Genomic DNA, 18,432 nt, shown 5'->3' with positions numbered 1-18,432 from the left:
GCTTCCATTTGGAAGCCTTTTTTTTTATCGATATGGATTAGTCCATGTTGAACTGCTAGGTGTTCTCTGCTGTGGCTGCATTAAGTTGAAGTTATTATTAAAGTTAGTATTACCAGCACCTGAAAGATCAAAATTTAATCCAGGAATACCAGAAGAATAAGAAGTATCAGCACCAGTCCAAAGATCGAATGGACTACTTGACGTCGCTCCAGCTAATTGGCTCTGCATAGCATTTAACTTGTAATTACTATAAAGACCATTAAAGCGACTTAAGATACTCTTTTGTTCATTATAAGCAGCACCATATTTTGCATTATATGTCTGGTTATAATCCTGATAAGAATTTTGCTTCCAAGAGCTATACTGGTTATAAATATAAGGAAGATAAGTACTTCTAACAGTCATACAATCTTCGTAACTTCCACCAGATGTACAGTAACTACTTGCAAGATCTTGAGCATATTGTTGAATATAATCATCGTAAGCATTAAGCTTCGTCATATAGTTTTTACGATCTTTAGAAGCTCTTTGCTGAATACCTTTTAGAATTTGCTGACGTCTCTTAATTGGAGAATTATCACCTGCTCTAATAAGAGCTTCATCACCCCAGTCAGCAAGTGTTCCCTGCTTCAGACGAGCAATACTTCTTTCACTATTGTTTTCAGCTTCTTCTACATTTCTCTTATTAGTCCCTTCAAGTTTCACATGAGAGAATTCTTGAGCAAGGATAATACCAGATAGAATTTTTCTACCAGAAGTTTGCATATTGCCTTCACGAAGTGCTTCAACAACTTTCTTATATTCAGCACCATTTTCATTTTGACGGTTAAATTTAGCAATCACGTCATTGATTCTTTCGATTGATTCATTGATCTGATCTTTACGTCTCTCATCTGCTTCACTATCACCTAGGTCTGCATACTCTTCCATTAAATGTTTCAATTCATCTTTCATTGCAGGAAGTAATTCTTTTGAAAATTTATTCATGTGACTTGCGTATTCTTGCAGAAGCTTTTTTCTAGCATCTTTACTAACACCAAACTTATCACCTTCTTTCACATCCTCAACCGATGGAGAAATATCACTTTCGATCTGCTCCATTCTGGCAACCATTTGATTTACTTCTTCATCAATTAGTTGATGTTGAATTCCTGAAAGAATTCTTGTTAGATCATCATAATTTCCACCTGAGTCACTTCTTAGCTTTTTAAGACTTTCAGAGATATCCGTAAGATTCTTTCCATTACATGCAGCAATGGCCTCTTCACGAAGTTCATACTCATTAGTTTTATTTGCCATTACTTTCTTCTCTGCTGGTTTTGCATAATCCATACAATTGAATGAAGGATCACTGAACGAAGTGTGTTGAGCAACATTTGCTAAACCAAATGGCATATCATTTTTGTAGTCAAAGTCTTTATTTGTAGATGCAATTACTAACTCAGAGTTTCTGTTAGCATCGATATCTGGAAGATCTGTATCTAATGTTACAGGAGGAGCAAGGTGTCCTTTTTCTCTTAACTTATCAACTGTATAAAAAGATGAATCACCACCAGAGAGATGGGCCATACACTTTTCATATTCTTTTTCGATTGATTGTGTACCAGCAGGATATTGACTAGAGTCAATTTTCACATTGAACTTCAAGTAAACATTATTATCAATAGGATTTGAAATTGCTTCCGCACTGATATCTTTAATACAAGCGGAAACTCTCGTTGGTAAATTTACTAAGATTTTGCCATTGGCAATTGTGTATCTTGGAGTATCTCCTAATAGGAGTGTCTTCATGAACCCATATGAAACTGCATCATCTCTTCGACACTCAATCGTCGTTGACTGACTCGATGATGAAACTGTTACTGTTCCGGCCGTTGATTGATTCGTACTTCGAGTCCCACTCGATCCCATACCAGAGAAAACAACCTTTGCCTGTGCAGACGCCAGTGCTAATGTACAAATTAAAAACTTTAATTGATTTGCCTTTTTCATATATTACCCTACTTAAAGTATCGCTTAAGTCATATCGGATAATTATTTAAATACTTAAAGGCTATTAACAACTAATTAGTAATAACAGATACTTAGCTAGAATAATAAATTAATATTTTCTTCAATTTCTTGGCCTTCAACATTAACTTGAGTACCTTGTCTTTGTTGATTTCGCTCAAGATATTTCATGTATTCACGATTACGGTCCGCAATCGACTTATTTGTTGAATTCAAAAGATAATAAGTAGGTATTTCAATTTCATAACGATAATCTGAAGTCGTTACTTCAATATATTTTGGTAGTGTATATTGACCGTTATAAGTAACAAAACTCTTTGGAACAATTGTGTAATTCCCATTATCTGTATTTAAGTCTAGATAAATTAATTGATGATTTTCATTCTTAAATTCACCCTTAATATTATCTAATTTTATCGACCAAACAAATTCACGATTACGCTTTTCTAATTTTAAGTTATTACTACCCTTATATAGGGAAGAGTTCATAATACTTTTCAGTTCAGCTTGTTTCTGATCATTGTCTGACTCTAGCGGAGAGACTGGTGCTTCACCAACAGACTCTTCATACTCTTTGGCCTTCTTTTCATACTCTTTTTTCTTAACAAGAAAATTCTTATAGTCTTCGATTAAAGAAGCTTTTTCTTTATTAATAAGATCAGAGTTTGATTTGTAACTTGGTTCAATCGCCTTAAAGACCTTATTGAAACCGAGAGAGCTATTATATGCGTAGCTTAGAATAGAGCTTTGTAAAATATCCTTTGTCATATCCTTGCCTAAGAGCTTTTCGACATTATCAAAGGCCCTAACATTTGAGACACCTGACACATTATATGAAGGATCATCATAGCGAATCACAAGTGACTTCTTATAGTCCTTTTCATTCTCTGCCGTAATGAACATATACTTAAAATAATTTGTGACAAGGTTTTCACTTGTAGCAAACTCTTCGTCTGCGCCAACACGCTTCACAACAACATGTGCAACCACAAGTTGTTTATCAAGCTCTTTATTAGATGAATTTCTCATCAGGCCCTCAAGTGAAGGAATCGCTGCGAATACATTTACAGTTAATATAGTTGCCAACAAAGTTATTACTTTCATATATCTCCTAAATTATCTCCCTATATTACCAAAAAAATATTCTCGTCGTAACAACTAAAACACTGAGTTTTTTGGTCAATCACTATTAAGTGACGAATTTTAAAATTATGATTATAATTGTTATATACATTAAGGATAATACATGACTAAAACACTTTCATTAATTGCTACTATATTAGTTTTTCAATTCAATACATCTGCAAAGATCATGGACTATAAGACAACGCGTTTAAAGTCGACAGGTGGTGCTGGAGTTGCTTCACTCCTCATGGATGAAGCAACAGTTCTAAACCCTGCACCAATTGCATTCTTCAATATGTCTTCTGTCTACTTAGAACAAACTAAAGCAGATAATACTGATCTTAATGATTCACCTATTGGTGACTCAACTAATTACGCTGTTATAGCCTCTGATAGTTCAAAGGCCCTAAAAGGTTCAATATCATATGTAAAAGCAAAAAGTGGTGAAGAAAGCTATAAACAACTATCAACTTCATTTGCTTCAACAATTGGTCGTAAGTCTTCATTGGGTTTCACTTACCAGGACATGAAAAGAGAAGATGTCTATCTTGGTGTTAAAGAAAAGACAGATTATAAACAAGTAAATATCGGTGTCTTTCACGCTATAACTCCTAACTTTTCTTTAGGCCTTGTTGCAATGGATCCATTTGAAAATTCACCAAATAACACAAAAGTAATCTTAGGAATGCAGTATCAGATTCAACAATATATTTCTCTCATGTTAGATGCTGGCGCAAATTACAATGAAGAAATATCAGAAAATTCTTTATGGCGAGCTGCTATCCAATTCAGAGTCTTAAGCGACATTTATCTGAGAGCTGGTATGTATGATGATCAAATTGCTCTTGAATCAGGCTCTGGTTTTGGTCTTAGCTGGATTCAACCAAAACTAACACTCAACTTCGCAATTAGAAATATCAGTCTGGAAGAATCGATAGAACTTAAGCAAGTAGCACAAGATATCAAAGAAACATCTTTTTCTGTTTCGTATCGCTTCTAAGAGTAGATATAATGGCAACAAAGAAGCCCCAAAATAAAACCAAAGATGGTGAAGAAGAGCTTAACGAAGGTGTTAAGAATGCTTACACTGATCGTTTAAAAACACTAAAGCAAGCTCTGGACTTTGTGGCCAAAAATGATATTCCACATAGTGTAGAAAAGTTTAATCATTACCTGGGAATATTGGCAGCTTATAATCGCACAACAGAAAAGCATCTAACACCAAAGATGTTTGATTCACAAAAAGATATCTCTGAACTTTTACTGATTAGCCAAGCCTATTGGAATCTTGCAAAATCTTATGACAAGAGTCCAAAGCTTCGTAACGAGTCAATGCGTTGCCTACAACAATTTATTGCCTTTTCAATAGGCTATAAATATCAACACGCTAATGCCCAAATCGTAAAAAAGTTTCTAAGATCGGGACAGGCCCATAATAAAAAAGCTTTTCAACAAGCTTACGATAAAATTAATGTACGCTCTAAAAATTGCTATTTAGCAACACATGCCTATCCAAATAATGAAGACCTTCTTGATACACTAAGAAGCATCAAACCAACACTCGCAAAATATAAGTTAGGACAAGGATTCATTAATCGTTATTATGAGGTATCGCCTCATATTGTTAAGAAATTTGAAGAGAATAAATCTTTAGATTTCATTTTTAATAAGTTATTAATTAAACCATTAATTTATTTAATCTATAAAATATTAAAATGAGTGTAGTTAGAAACCTAATCACAAGAGAATGGCTTAAATTTTTCGCTGCTTCGGCAGTGGTTCTACTCTTATTGCTTTCTTTAGGAAATCTTATCTCTGGCTTTTTAAGAGAAAATGTAACAGCAAAAGAAGTTCTTTTAAGTTACTTCATCCAACTACCAAGCTTCTTAATAAAAGTAATTCCTATCTCGTGTTTGATTGGTAGCTTATTTTCAATTAATAAGCTCAAAAGTCGAAATGAGTTAGTTGCCATCTTCGCCGGGGGCTACTCTCGACAAAGCTATCTTAGAGATATCCTGTTAACATCTATTTATGTAGCAATCTTTCAATTCATCCTAAGTGCCTATATCAGCCCGTATATTAATTCGAGAAGATTTAGTATCCTTGATAGTCCAGATGAAAAATTTAGAGTTTTCAAAAAGAAAGGACTCTCTTCTTCCACAATTAAATCTGGTAAGATCTGGTATAAATCACCTAAGTACTACTTTGCCTTTTCAAGCTTTGATAAAAAAACTAATACCTTAAATGAAGTAACGATTTATCACTACAATGCAGGTCGTGACCTCACAAAAATCGATACTTTCAAAATGCTAAGCTATGACTCTCGCACCGAGAGGTGGTGGCCAACGAATGGGACAGGTTATGATGAACTTGATTCTCCATCTTTTCCAAAAATAGATATTGTAGAGCTGCCAATTACCCTCAATGAAAGTATTGAAGAGTTCACTAAAATTGAAGCCGATATCTCGACGTTAACTTTTCTACGTCTTTACGACTATATTACCCAACTAAATAATAATGGGATAAATGTTAATGAGTATCTTGTTATGTTCTATATGCATATTTCTGAAGGACTTATTTGTATTATCTTCGCACTTATCGCAGCAACCAGCATCTTTAATCCAAACCGTAGAAATAGCTCATTTGGACGCAGTGTAGCCTTTATTTTTATTTTCACAATTCTATACTGGCTAGTGCAATCGTATTTTATTGAGTTAGGTAAGAACTTGAAAATTAGTCCGTTCTTAGCGACATTTTCAGTCCCCTTTCTGTTCACCATTGTTATCGTTCTTATCTTCTTTAAAAACAGACGTTTAACGTAAATGATTTACAGTTGAACACTGGACTTGTGCGTCGCACACATGCTATAAGAGTCCCATGAATAAATCAGAAGAATTTTTAAAAGATTACACTCTAGAAGGTGAAAAGCTAGAGATTTTTACTTACCCAGCACCTGTTCTTAAGAAGGTGGCAGCACCAGTTGAAAAGTTTGATGACGAGCTTAAAAAGCTTTGTAAGGATATGCTTTTTACAATGTACCATGCTCCGGGAATTGGTTTAGCAGCACCACAAATTGGTGTTTCAGATCGCATTTTTGTTATGGATATTGATTTTCATAGCAAAGAAATTACTCGTGCTGATGGGACCAAAGATCAAGAGTTATCAAATTTTAACCCAAGAATTTTTATCAATCCTAAGATTGAAAAACTTCAAGGTGAAATTCTTTATGAAGAAGGATGTCTTTCAGTTCCAGGAATTTATGAGGAAGTAAAACGCTCGGAACAAATTCGTGTTACTTACCAAGACATTGAAGGTAACGAGCAAGTTTTAGAAGTTGATGGACTTCTATCTGTTTGTATTCAACACGAAAATGATCATCTCGATGGGATTGTTTTTCTTGAAAGACTATCAACTCTTAAAAGAAACTTTTTAACAAAGAGATATATGAAAAGGGTTAAGGGTAGATAGTGAAAAAACTTAAGGCAGTATTCTTTGGTACACCAGATTTTTCATGCCCAAGTTTAGAACTTCTGGCCAATCACCCACAAATTGATCTTAAACTTGTTATTAGTATGCCAGATAGGCCAGCAGGTAGAGGACAAAAGCTTCAGTCCCCTCCTGTTATTACTTATTGTAAAGACAATAAGATAAAATTCTATCAAACGGAAAATATTAATAAAGACGAAGAGCTTCTTAAGTTATTAGATGAGGTTGATGCAGATTTTTATCTAGTTCTTGCTTTTGCTCAATTCCTTGGCTCAAAAGTATTAAATAAACCAAAACTTGGATGTTTTAATATTCACACTTCTCTACTTCCTAAGTATAGAGGAGCAGCTCCTATTCAATATGCTCTTTTAAATGGTGACACGGAAACTGGTGTTTCAATTCAGAAGATGGTTAAGAAAATGGATGCTGGTGATATTGTTAAAGAATCAAATCTTCAAATTGCTTTTGAAGAAACTGGTGGACAGCTTTATACAAGACTTAAGTTTGCTGCATCTTTAACACTTAATGATTTCATCACAGATATGCTTAACGATGAAGTAACTTCGTATGAGCAAGATGAATCAAAAGTTAGCTTTGCACCTACACTTAAGAAAGAAGACGGTCATCTAAAGTTTTTAGAAAGTGACTTTAACACAATTCATAACCAAGTTAGGGCGCTAAAGCCTTGGCCAGGAACTTATTGTTTCTTAAATGAGAAGCGTCTTAAAGTTATTGAAATTTCAAAATATGATAATGCTGGGCTTAAACCTGGTGAAGTTAAAGTAGCGGACAATAAAATCTTGGTTGGATGTACAGATTCGACAATAAGACTAGATATGATCCAACTTGAAGGTAAAAAAGCTTGCCGTGATACAGACGCGGTTAATGGCCTTACTAATAAATTCGATAGTTTTAAAATTTCATAACAATATTGCTAAGGGGATTTAGATGCAAACAATTATCTCACCAAGCATTTTAGCTGCTGATTTTACTAACCTAATATCTGATATTTCAGTAATTGAGGATGTAAAAGACCTTTGGCTTCATCTTGATGTTATGGATGGCCACTTCGTACCAAACCTAACATTTGGTATTCCCGTAATTAAGCAAATAAAAAAAATAACAAGCATTCCACTCGATGTTCATCTAATGGTGACAAATCCAGAGTTCCACTTTGAAGCACTAAAAGATTCTGAAATTGAGAATATTACATATCACTTTGAAATCGATTGTGATCATCATGCAATGATTAAGAAATATCGTAACAACTATAAAAGCATTGGACTCTCTGTTAAGCCAGCAACAGATGTCGAGAGCATTCCACTTGATCTTTTAAAAGAGATTGATCTACTTCTCGTTATGTCTGTTGAGCCAGGTTTTGGTGGACAAAGTTTTATGCCAAATGCTTTAGATAAAATTGCATACCTTAAAAAAATGAAAGAAGAGCATAACCTAAAATTACAAATACAAGTTGATGGTGGGATCAATCAAGACACAGCTAAACTATGTCTTGATAAAGGTGCTCACAACCTTGTTGCTGGGTCGTATATTTTCGGCAAGGCCAAGGATCAATATAAAACACAAATAGAGACATTAAGATAAGATTAGACAAAATAGGACGACAAAGATGAAAGAAATTATTATCGATGGCCACAGCCTAAGTGTTGATGACATTTATGAAGCATCATTTGCAAAAAAAGGTGCAGTTAAAGTTAAACTAAGCGATATCGCTCGCGAAAATATTTTAAGATCAAAAGAGTACGTACAAAATATCGTCGATAAGGGTGAACCAGTTTATGGTATTAACACTGGTTTCGGTGCTTTATCTGACAAGCATATTAAGAAAGAGGATCTCTCTCAACTTCAAGTTAACTTGATTCGTTCACACTGTACTGGAGTTGGAAAACCTTTTTCTAAAGAAGTAACCAAAGCAATCATGCTTTTAAGAGCAAATTGTCTTGCATCAGGTTTCTCTGGTGTAACAATTGATGCAATTGAATTATTAATTGAGTTTATCAACAATGATATTATTCCAGTTGTTCCAGAGAAGGGTTCAGTTGGTGCTTCAGGTGACCTTGCTCCCCTGTCGCACATTGCCTTAGCACTTATTGGTGAAGGCGAAGTTATCTATGGTGGAAAAGAAGTTCGTTCTGATTTTGCAATTAGAGATATTGGTAAAGAGCCCGTTGTACTAGGCCCAAAAGATGGCCTTGCACTTATTAATGGAACGGCCGTTATGGCCGCACTTGGTGCAATTGCAATTAAACAATCTGAAAATTTAGTTCGTATTGCCGATATTTGTGCAGCTACAACTCTTGATGGAGTTCGTGGAACACTAAGAGCATACGATCACAAAATCCACGGACTTAAGCCACACCCAGGCCAACTTGCAAGTGCTATTAACGTAAACAATATCATTGCTGGAAGTGAAATCTTAAATTCACATGTTGATTGTGGAAAGGTTCAAGACCCTTACTCATTAAGATGTGTTCCGCAAGTTCACGGTGCCTCAAGACAAACGCTTGCTCATGCAAAAGAAGTTTTAGGAATTGAACTTAACGCTGTTACAGATAACCCTCTAATCTTCTTAGGTGAAGATGAAGTTATCTCAGGAGGAAACTTTCACGGTGAAGCAATTGCAATGGCAATGGATTACTTAGCAATTGGTATGGCAGAGCTTTGTAATATCAGTGAAAGACGTGTTGAAAAAATGATGAACCCAACCTTTTCTGACCTACCAGCATTCTTAACACCAGAGTCAGGACTTAATAGTGGTTTAATGATCGCACACGTTACAGCAGCAGCTTTAACATCAGAAAATAAATACCTATGTCATCCAGCAAGTGTGGACTCAGTTCCAACTTCAACAGATAAAGAAGATCATGTTTCAATGGGTGTAACTTCAGGGCGTAAACTTCATGAAGTTATTGAGAACGCGACAAAATGTTTAGCAATCGAGCTACTATGTAACACACAAGCTATTGAATTCCATCGCCCTCTTAAATCTTCACCTGCAATTGAAGAGTTAATTTCACACATTAGAAAGTCTGTTGATAAAATTGTAGAAGATAGAGTTTTCTATCGTGACATCAATAATATCGAAGCTCTAATTGCTAATGGTGAATTACTGAGAGCAGTTGAAAAGCATACAGGAAAATTACAGTAATGATTATCTACAAGAATATTAACGAAGTCTTAACTCTTGAGGCGGCCCAAAAAAAAGACGGCCGCAATCTTCTTCCTGAAGATATTTCTATTCTTCACCACGGCGCAATCGTATTCGAAGAAGATGAGATCGTGTGGGTTGGTGACAGCGATAGTATTCCTGTAGAATATCTAAAAAAAGCAAAAGTTGTAAAAGACCTCGAAGGTTATGTTATCACTCCTGAACTTGTTGATTCTCACACACACCTTATCTTTGGGGGTAATCGTGCAAACGAATACCAAATGAGATTAAATGGTGCTGATTATGAAGAGATAGCTAAAGCTGGTGGCGGAATTGTTGCAACTTCGAATGGAACTAATAACACAAGTGACGAAGAACTACTTAGTAACTGTCGTGATAGAATAAAGAGAATTGCTAGTTACGGTGTAGGCACAATTGAAGTTAAATCTGGTTATTCACTTTCATTTGAAGGTGAAATGCGAATGACAAAGTTAATCGCAAAGTTAAAAGAAGAATTTGCTCCAGATATTCAAATTTTTAATACATTTATGCCGGCCCACGCTCTTCCAAAAAATTATGATTCAACACAGAAGTATATGGATGAAATTGTTATCCCTCTTCTACATGAAGTCGCTCCACTTAATATCATTGATTGCGTAGATATCTTCCATGAACAAGGCTACTTTGAATCTGAAGATGTTAAAAAGTTAGCTCAAGTTGCTCAAGAATATGGAATACCATTAAAGACACATGCTGATGAATTTAATGATAATAAAGGCGCTATTCTTGCTTGCGAATTAGGTGCTCTAAGTACTGACCACCTTCTATGTACAACGGAAGATGGAATAAAGAAATTAGCAGAATCCAAGACTGTAGCAACGGTACTTCCAGGAACAGGAATCTTCTTAGGAAAGCCTAAGGCAGATGCCAAACAACTAGTGGACGGTGGCTGTAAGCTAGCAATTGCTTCAGATTATAATCCAGGATCTTGCCACTGTGATAACCTACTTTTACTAGCTTCAATCTGTGCTCCAATGTATAAGATCAATATGACTCAAATGTGGGTGGGAATTACTTTGAATGCAGCTGCTGCAGTTGGAAAGTATGACCAAGGTGCAATCATCAAAAAGTTCAAACCTCGTTTTAGTATTTTTAAAACAGATACGATTTCTGAAATTACTTATAATTGGGGTAGAAATTTAGCAGTTGATAAGAGCTCTATTTAAGCCACTCACGAATTTTTTCTTTAAATTCTTCAGAGTTAAAATCTTTAGAGCCTTTTGCAACTTCTACGACACGGCCATCTTTGTAAACGATCGATACAGGGATGGCAGAAACCATAAAGGCATCTGTTAACTTACCTTGAGTATCTTTAACGACATCAAAATTCACATTGTATTTTTTTACAACGTCTTTAATTTTTTTGAGTTGCTTTTGACCTTCGTCAGAGTTAATTGCAATAATCTTAAGTTTTGGGTCTTTGATTTCAGAACGAAGACTTATCAAACTTGGAAATTCTTCAAGACATGGTGTACACCAACTGGCCCAGAAATTTAAAATAACAACACCCTTAGAAAGCTCTTCTTTTTTATAAGTTTTACCTTCTGTTGATTTCAAATCGGGACGAACGAGCATTGATTCATAATGCTGAATCTTTTTAACATCCACACCAGCAACCTTTGCAGTAGTAAAACTGTCATCAGTCACAAATAGTGATCCAAGAACTAGTATGCATGCAACTAGCAGGATCTTATATGGAAATTTTTTTCTTTCTGTACTCAACTCTTAACCCCAGTTAGAATGGTATTATACACTTAATTAGGTAAGATTGCACTATGCAAAAAACACAAGACAAAGAGCTAGAGAAAAAAATTCTTAATCAAGCTGGGCAAACCTTTGTCGAGTTCATCTTTTTACTTGTTATCTTAATCGGTCTATCCGTCTCACTTCTAAAGGGAAGTAACTTCTTTTTAGCTAAACAATGGGAAATTGCAATCAACAGCATTGCGCGTAATTACCCAGGCCATAATCCCGGTGTAAAATTAACTGAATAGCTTTTTACTATAAATTAACTCTTATACTGGAGTAAAAATGTATATTTTATCTTTAGATCAAGGTACCACTGGTACTACTGCTACTATTATCGACGCCAAAACTTTTAAGTTTGTTGATAAAGAAAATCAAGAATTCAAACAATACTTCCCAGACACAGGTTGGGTTGAACACGATCTCGACGAAATTTGGAAGAGTGTTAAGAGCACCGTACAAAGTGTTCTTAAAAGAAATAATATTGATGCCAAAGACATTGCATCGATTGGAATCACTAACCAAAGAGAAACAACTTGTGCTTTTAATCGCAAAGGTGATGCTTTGGCAAAGGCCATCGTTTGGCAAGATCGAAGAACAGCAGACTTCTGCGAGAGCATGAAATCGCATGAAGCTAACTTCAAAAAAGTCACTGGACTTCCACTTGATCCATATTTTTCAGGAACGAAGATGCACTGGTTATTAAATAATAACCAATATGTAAAAGAGGCCTACAAGAATCATGACCTACGTTTTGGTACTATCGATACTTTCCTACTTTATCGCCTAACTAATGGTGAATCGTTTAAGACAGACGTATCTAATGCATCGAGAACTCTACTAATGTCACTTGATACATGTAATTGGGACTCTAATCTGTGTGATACTTTGGGAGTTGAGAAGAATTGTTTACCAGAAGTTTGTGAGTCAATTTGCGATTTTGGACATACAAAAGACCTAGACTTTCTACCAGATGGAATCCCTATTAACGGTATACTTGGTGATCAACAGGCCGCGCTCTTTGGCCAAGCTTGTTTCACAAAAGGAACAGGTAAATGTACTTACGGTACAGGTGCTTTTATGCTTGTTAACACAGGGGAAGAAAAAAAATATTCGGAACACGGACTTCTAACTACAGTTGCCTACAAGTACCAGGGTAAAACTTATTATGCGCTTGAAGGCTCTTGTTATATTGCAGGAGCATGTGTTCAATGGCTTAGAGACAACCTTCAAATCATCGACAATGCGGCCCAAACAGAAGATAAAGCAAATGCTGTTAAAGATTTAAATCAAATTAAAGATCTGATTCTTCTGCCATTCTTCACGGGTATAGGTTCGCCGTACTGGAGGCCACACGCGAAGGCAGCATTAATTGGCATGACAAGAGCTACCGACACTAATGATATTTGTCGAGCTGCCCTTGAAGGAATTGCTTTAAGTATTAATGATTTAATTAAGGCCATGAAAAGCGATATGGGTAGTGATCTCGAAGAGTTTAAAGTCGATGGTGGTGCTGTTGCAAACAATCTTCTTATGCAAATTCAGGCCGATATTTCTGGAATCAATGTGACAAGACCGAAGGTGATTGAAACAACTTCATATGGAGCAGCACTAGCAGCAGCTATTGGTGCTGGTCTAATGTCTATTGATGATGTTAGTAAGCAATGGGAAAAAGAATCATTCTTTGAATCTTCTAAAACTAATTCTCAATATTTTGAATACAAGAAGAATCTTTGGAATAAATATATTCAAGTAAATTTTTGAAAATACTAGGGGCTAGTCCCCTAGTACTTTAAAAATATCTGTAACTTTTCTTACTGGTATAATTTTTAATTTTGATTTTTTAGAGTAATCTTTTGCAACTTTTGGTGAGGCCACAAGCGTCTTGTAATTAAGTTGTTCCATTTCCTTAATACGCATTTCCATATGTGGAACAGTTCTAACTTCACCAGTAAGCCCCACTTCTCCCAAGAAGACAGTATCCTTAGGAATTGGTTTAGACTTATATGAACTTAAAAGAGCAGCAATAATACTTAAGTCAGACTCTCTCGTTGTAAGCTTCATACTCCCAACAACGTTGACATAGATATCGTTCATTCCCATAGGAATATTTGCATATTTTTCAATGATCGCAACCATCATAGCAACTCGATTATTATCAAGCCCTTGAGTTGTACGTCTGCCATTACCAAATTTATTTTCAGCTACAAGAGCTTGAACTTCGACAAACAAAGGTCTGGTTCCTTCTTTAATACAAGTTAAACTTTTTCCAAAGCTATCTTCAAGATCATCATCTAAAAAGAATTGTGAAGGGTTTTTAACTTCATTTAGTCCATCTTCCTGCATTTCAAAAATTCCAACTTCGTTAGTATTTCCGAAACGGTTTTTAATTGCTCTAAGCATTCTATAGTGACCAAATTGATCACCTTCAAAATAGATAACTGTATCAACCATATGCTCGAGAATTTTTGGACCAGCAATAGCACCATCTTTGGTAATGTGGCCTACAATAAAGCAAGTAATACCTGTTGCTTTAACATGATTCATTAACTCGTAAGTAACCTCACGAATTTGCGAAACTGTACCAGGAGGAGATTGTAGCTCACTCGATGTGGTCGTTTGAATCGAGTCAAGAACCATGAAACGAGGTTTAATCTTTTTAATTTGATTTAAAATATTTTGCCAATTTGTTTCGTTGTAAATATAGAACGAATCATTTTTCAGGCCCATACGTTTGGCACGTCCTGCGACCTGTCCTTCACTCTCTTCCCCACTAACGTAAAGAAAGCTTTGGTCACTTTGCTGACCAGAAAGCTTAGAAAGCATTTCTGTTAATAGAGTCGATTTACCAATCCCAGGCTCACCACCAATAAGTATAAGGGAGCCAGGAACTAATCCTCCACCAACGACACGATCAAATTCACCTATGCCAGTACTAACTCGATTATAAGTTTCGACTTCAATTTCTTTTAGTTTTTTAGGAGCAGTCTCTCCAACGGCCTTAACCTTTATACTTTCTTGGACAGGTGTAAAAGTTTCTTCTACAAAACTATTCCACTCACCACAATCAGTACAACGTCCCATCCACTTTGCAGTTTGAAATCCACAATTTGAACATTCAAAAACTTTTTTACTTTTCTTGGCCATTAATCAATCATTCCCATTACTTCATCTTCTGATTTAATTATGATTCCTAAGTCTAAAGCCTTCTTATATTTGGAAGATTTAGCTTCTGTCTCATTTGTAAGAAGAATATCAGTATTCTTACTAACAGATCCTACAGGTGTTCCACCAGCAGCTTTAATATCTTTTTCGATATCACTTCTTTTTCGTGATAAAGAACCAGTAATACAAATTTTCAATCCAGCCAATCCAGAGCCAATCTCTTCTTCTAATACTTCAAAAGTGAAACCAAGAGATTGAAGATTATTTATTAATTCTCTTTTTTCCTGTAATGAGTTTACAAATGTAGTAGCTGACTTCTCAGCAAAACCTTCAAGAGTAGCAAGCTCATCTGCACTCATATTTAAAAGTTTTTCAATTGAATCAAAACCACCATGAATAACTTTTTCACATTTATTATAAGCACCACCCGTAATTCCTAATGCGGAAACAAAAGTGATCAAATCTGCCTTCTTTGAGCTTTCAATACTTGCAAGGAGCTTTGTGGCCAATTTATCTTTTACTTTATCGAGGGTTAGTAACTGATCCATTTCAAGCTTATAAAGATCTTCGATTCTCGTAACTAATTTCTTACGAATCATCTCTTCAAGTCTTTTCGAACTCAAATCATCAATTCCAATCTTCTGTATAAAGTTTAAGATTGCTTCTTTAATTTGGGCAGGACAAGCTGGGTTCTTACAAAAAAGTCGAATATCTTCGATAACCACTTTTGAGTCACAACTTGGACAACATTCTGGGATTGAAAAATCATTTTGAGATTCTTCAATTGTCTGCAGAAATTTAGGAATAACTTCACCACTTCTGATGATTTCAATTTTATCACCAGCTTTTAAATTATGCTGTTTAACCATTCCATAATTATGAAGGGTCACACGAGAAATAACTGCACCACTAATAGAAACAGGCTCAACTTCTCCTACAGGAGTTAAGATACCATTTCTAGAGACTTGCCAAGTTATCGAGTTGAGAGTTGTTTGTACCGTCTCTCCTTCAAACTTAAAGGCCATCTTATAACGAGGATGATGAGCTGTTTCTCCAAGTTCATCATGTAATTTAATTTCATTGTAAACAAAGACGAGGCCATCAATTAGATAATCACCATTGGCCATAAAATCTTTAGCATCATCAATTGCCACCTCATAATCTTTCTTTGAATGCATGAGGGTATATTCAAGAATATCAAAATCTTCTTTTTTCAGTGTATCGTATTTTTGACTTTCTTTTTCAAAATCCAGACCTATCAAATCAAAGGCCTTGAAATTTATATAAGAACAGAGACTGATATTTTCTTTTCTGCCCACCAGACCTGCTACGATATTTCGTTGTGACGACGGTCTCTCTAAACCTTGGGCAACCATTGTTTCTGAGAGATGAAAGAAAGACTGCTCATCACAATACATCTCGCCTCTAATTTCAATTCTATCTTTGATCGAAATAGATCCTGGAACTCCCTTCATCCACTGAACTTTTTGCGTGATATTTTCACCGTAAGTTCCATCACCTCTAGTTTTTGCTAGAACTAAATGACCATCTTCATAGATAAGAGAACATGAGACACCATCAACTTTATAAATCCCTAAGACTTCATATTTTTTTGCCCATGAAATTAATTCATCCACTTTATAAGTTTTTCCCAATGAAAGCATTTTCTTATCGTGTTTTACTTTATCAAGTGAAGTGACTGTTGAACCAACAAGATTAAGAACAGAGTTTTCTGGATCCAATAGTCTTAACTCATCTTCTAATTTATCGTATTCAATATCTGAAATTTCTGGTTTTCCAGCATAGTACAATGCCTTATGGATCTTAATTTGATCTGCCAATTCTTTTATACGTTTCATTTTAATTCTCTTCTGATCTAGATTGTCATTTTTTAGAATGCAAACTTCACACCGCCCTTCAAGGCCGTGTTCTTAACAGTTACTTTTGTACCATCACTTGCAAATTCAGCTTTATCACTTAAGTAGTCGATTCCACCGTATAGATTGATATTTGGTCCATACTTATATTCCGCACCAGCAGCAACATGAAAATTGCTCGTATCTTTTGCACTACCGAATATTGAAACATCTTCTTCATAACCAGGATCAAGCATAAAATCGAATTGAAAATAAATTCTAATACCTCTAACTAGTGGCATACTTGCTCTGGCACCCACTAAGATCCCGCTAAAATTAATTTCAGTGAATCCATCAGCAACTTGATTATCAAATCCATGAGTATAAGATCCATACCCTATGAAGACATCAACCTGAGGTCCATAGAAGAAGCCCATCGGTAGATATTTATAACCTGCAAGTAATCTAAAACGAGATGAATCCATCGAGTTGCTATCAGACACTAAATTACCTGCATCCTTAGAATATTTTCCAAAACCCTTTTCTAACTCAAGTCCTACCCAATAATTTCTAGTAAGCCAAAGTTCGCTATCGAAGGCAATTGCAAAATCAACTCCGTTAATTGATTTTGTTCCATTTGAAATTGATGAATTATTATTAGATCCGGTCCCAATCTTAAGAGCTAATCCGAATTCACCTAATCTTCCAAATGAAGAAGTACGATCATTTCCTTCAACTGGGTCATATTTTAAATCTCTTTTTTCAGATTCTTTCGTATTCTTAGAAATTAATACCCAATCTTCTGCTTGAATAAGACTCTTGTCTTCATAGCGAAGCACTTTAACTTGAGAGAGTGATTCACCGACGTGAATAATTCTTCCCGTAGCAATCGTTTTTGTTTCCCAGTCAACGACTTCCTGAAGAAGAGGGTGCTTTCTACGTCGCATAGGTCGCACGACCTTCACTTCATAATCAGTAAAGATTCCGGCATCCTTACCAAGATCAATAGAGAACTGCTGACCAAGGACACCTAAGACACGAGCATCATAAGGGATTTGTTTTTCATATTGATCTAGCCAATTATTGGCCGTCTGAGCAATTAGTCCAGGATCATCACTATTGAGTTCAATTTTCTCATTAAAATAAATATCTCTTCCATTTGCACCAAAAATTTGCATATTAACAGCAACACCTTTTGGTAAACTTTCGATCTTCACTTTAATTAGTGATCCTGCATTTGTTTTTTCAGAAACTAATTTTAAAACCTTTGGATTCTCTAGAGCTGCATCTAAATTCTTCTTATAGTTTGATAAAATATTGATAATTTCAGAATTATACTGGTAGTAACACCAACGTGAGGATTTTAAATAGCCTTCAATTTTAGCAAAGACTTCATAACCAAGTGCTCCACCAACAGAATCCCTTACGGGGAGAATCATACAACGACGTGCGCTTGGTGCAGCAAAAATATCAAGTGCTAGTAAAAGTAAAAAACTAGTTATAAGTAATTTGATTATTTTCATTGAGACGACCTTCGTAGAGATCTACGAGCATTTTATATTCATTATTTTCTTGCTTGGTTTTAATTAATTCTTTTTTAAGAAGCTCATGTTCTTCTTGTAAACGCTTAAGGTATACGATGGCGTTCGATGCACTTAGTGAATCGTTATATTCCCACTCGTTCATTTGTATCAGATATTTACCCTGATCAAATTTCCAAATTAATTTATCTCTTTTTATATAGCGACGAATTGTTGATATTGAGATTCCCTTCAACAATGAATAGTCATTTATGTCCATCCAAATCATTTCTTAATT

General features: G+C 35.3%; 17 protein-coding genes. 10 read left to right on the top strand and 7 right to left on the bottom strand.

Annotated features, from left to right (window positions below; all coding sequences use genetic code 11):
• Positions 1 to 24: 24 nt before the first annotated feature.
• Positions 25 to 1,992: a hypothetical protein gene (locus tag ACRXC1_RS16110; RefSeq protein WP_433660333.1), complete on the bottom strand. Its 1,968-nt coding sequence runs from the start codon at positions 1,990 to 1,992 to the stop codon at positions 25 to 27.
• Between the two features lie 96 nt (positions 1,993 to 2,088).
• On the bottom strand, positions 2,089 to 3,114 hold the full coding sequence (locus ACRXC1_RS16105; RefSeq protein WP_433660331.1) for a hypothetical protein: 1,026 nt from the start codon (positions 3,112 to 3,114) through the stop codon (positions 2,089 to 2,091).
• Positions 3,115 to 3,256: 142 nt separating this feature from the next.
• Here ACRXC1_RS16105 and ACRXC1_RS16100 point away from each other — a divergent pair, with 142 nt between their 5' ends.
• Genes ACRXC1_RS16100 through hutI form a run of 8 tightly spaced genes read left to right on the top strand, consistent with a single transcriptional unit; the run spans position 3,257 to position 11,013 of the window.
• Positions 3,257 to 4,135: a hypothetical protein gene (locus ACRXC1_RS16100; protein WP_433660329.1), complete on the top strand. Its 879-nt coding sequence runs from the start codon at positions 3,257 to 3,259 to the stop codon at positions 4,133 to 4,135.
• Positions 4,136 to 4,146: 11 nt separating this feature from the next.
• On the top strand, positions 4,147 to 4,854 hold the full coding sequence (locus ACRXC1_RS16095; RefSeq protein ID WP_433660327.1) for a hypothetical protein: 708 nt from the start codon (positions 4,147 to 4,149) through the stop codon (positions 4,852 to 4,854).
• Positions 4,851 to 5,957, top strand: coding sequence for an LptF/LptG family permease (locus ACRXC1_RS16090; protein WP_433660325.1), 1,107 nt, complete (start codon positions 4,851 to 4,853; stop codon positions 5,955 to 5,957). The genes ACRXC1_RS16095 and ACRXC1_RS16090 overlap by 4 nt, the downstream gene beginning before the upstream one ends.
• A 55-nt stretch (positions 5,958 to 6,012) precedes the next feature.
• Complete coding sequence (gene def / locus ACRXC1_RS16085; RefSeq protein ID WP_392861439.1) at positions 6,013 to 6,603, top strand: peptide deformylase; 591 nt, start codon at positions 6,013 to 6,015, stop codon at positions 6,601 to 6,603.
• On the top strand, positions 6,603 to 7,547 hold the full coding sequence (gene fmt, locus ACRXC1_RS16080; protein WP_433660322.1) for a methionyl-tRNA formyltransferase: 945 nt from the start codon (positions 6,603 to 6,605) through the stop codon (positions 7,545 to 7,547). The genes def and fmt overlap by 1 nt, the downstream gene beginning before the upstream one ends.
• A 22-nt stretch (positions 7,548 to 7,569) precedes the next feature.
• Positions 7,570 to 8,223 (top strand): ribulose-phosphate 3-epimerase, encoded by a 654-nt coding sequence (rpe, locus tag ACRXC1_RS16075; protein ID WP_392909563.1) that lies wholly within the window; start codon positions 7,570 to 7,572, stop codon positions 8,221 to 8,223.
• 25 nt (positions 8,224 to 8,248) lie between these two features.
• Entirely contained in the window at positions 8,249 to 9,787 is a 1,539-nt protein-coding gene (hutH, locus tag ACRXC1_RS16070) for a histidine ammonia-lyase (RefSeq protein ID WP_433660320.1), read from the top strand.
• The gene (gene hutI, locus ACRXC1_RS16065) at positions 9,787 to 11,013 is read left to right on the top strand and encodes an imidazolonepropionase (RefSeq protein WP_433660318.1); all 1,227 of its coding nucleotides are present in this window, start codon (positions 9,787 to 9,789) and stop codon (positions 11,011 to 11,013) included. The genes hutH and hutI overlap by 1 nt, the downstream gene beginning before the upstream one ends.
• Here hutI and ACRXC1_RS16060 read toward each other — a convergent pair.
• The gene (locus ACRXC1_RS16060) at positions 11,006 to 11,569 is read right to left on the bottom strand and encodes a TlpA family protein disulfide reductase (RefSeq protein ID WP_433660316.1); all 564 of its coding nucleotides are present in this window, start codon (positions 11,567 to 11,569) and stop codon (positions 11,006 to 11,008) included. The two genes, hutI and ACRXC1_RS16060, sit on opposite strands and share 8 nt — an antisense overlap.
• A 53-nt stretch (positions 11,570 to 11,622) precedes the next feature.
• Here ACRXC1_RS16060 and ACRXC1_RS16055 point away from each other — a divergent pair, with 53 nt between their 5' ends.
• Both ACRXC1_RS16055 and glpK read left to right on the top strand, forming a co-directional pair.
• Positions 11,623 to 11,841 carry a hypothetical protein gene (locus ACRXC1_RS16055; protein WP_021267463.1) on the top strand — a complete coding sequence of 73 codons (219 nt, stop codon included), beginning with the start codon at positions 11,623 to 11,625 and terminating at the stop codon, positions 11,839 to 11,841.
• 37 nt (positions 11,842 to 11,878) lie between these two features.
• The gene (glpK, locus tag ACRXC1_RS16050) at positions 11,879 to 13,357 is read left to right on the top strand and encodes a glycerol kinase GlpK (protein ID WP_433660314.1); all 1,479 of its coding nucleotides are present in this window, start codon (positions 11,879 to 11,881) and stop codon (positions 13,355 to 13,357) included.
• Positions 13,358 to 13,369: 12 nt separating this feature from the next.
• On the opposite strand, the gene radA is transcribed toward glpK, so the two are convergent.
• The 4 genes from radA to ACRXC1_RS16030 are packed head-to-tail and all read right to left on the bottom strand — an operon-like array spanning position 13,370 to position 18,423.
• Positions 13,370 to 14,740 (bottom strand): DNA repair protein RadA, encoded by a 1,371-nt coding sequence (gene radA, locus ACRXC1_RS16045; RefSeq protein WP_393061771.1) that lies wholly within the window; start codon positions 14,738 to 14,740, stop codon positions 13,370 to 13,372.
• Positions 14,740 to 16,617 carry an NAD-dependent DNA ligase LigA gene (ligA, locus tag ACRXC1_RS16040; RefSeq protein WP_433660311.1) on the bottom strand — a complete coding sequence of 626 codons (1,878 nt, stop codon included), beginning with the start codon at positions 16,615 to 16,617 and terminating at the stop codon, positions 14,740 to 14,742. Before ligA ends, radA begins: the two co-directional genes overlap by 1 nt.
• Before the next feature lie 32 nt (positions 16,618 to 16,649).
• Positions 16,650 to 18,137, bottom strand: coding sequence for a hypothetical protein (locus tag ACRXC1_RS16035; RefSeq protein WP_392909553.1), 1,488 nt, complete (start codon positions 18,135 to 18,137; stop codon positions 16,650 to 16,652).
• A complete protein-coding gene (locus ACRXC1_RS16030) occupies positions 18,109 to 18,423 on the bottom strand; it encodes a hypothetical protein (RefSeq protein WP_146037886.1) in 315 nt (104 codons plus the stop codon). Before ACRXC1_RS16030 ends, ACRXC1_RS16035 begins: the two co-directional genes overlap by 29 nt.
• Positions 18,424 to 18,432: the final 9 nt, after the last annotated feature.

Source organism: Halobacteriovorax sp. GFR8, from assembly GCF_050955245.1.
Lineage (GTDB): Bacteria > Bdellovibrionota > Bacteriovoracia > Bacteriovoracales > Bacteriovoracaceae > Halobacteriovorax_A.
Note: the sequence above shows the minus strand (reverse complement) of the source record. Positions and strands in the feature narration are given on the sequence as shown.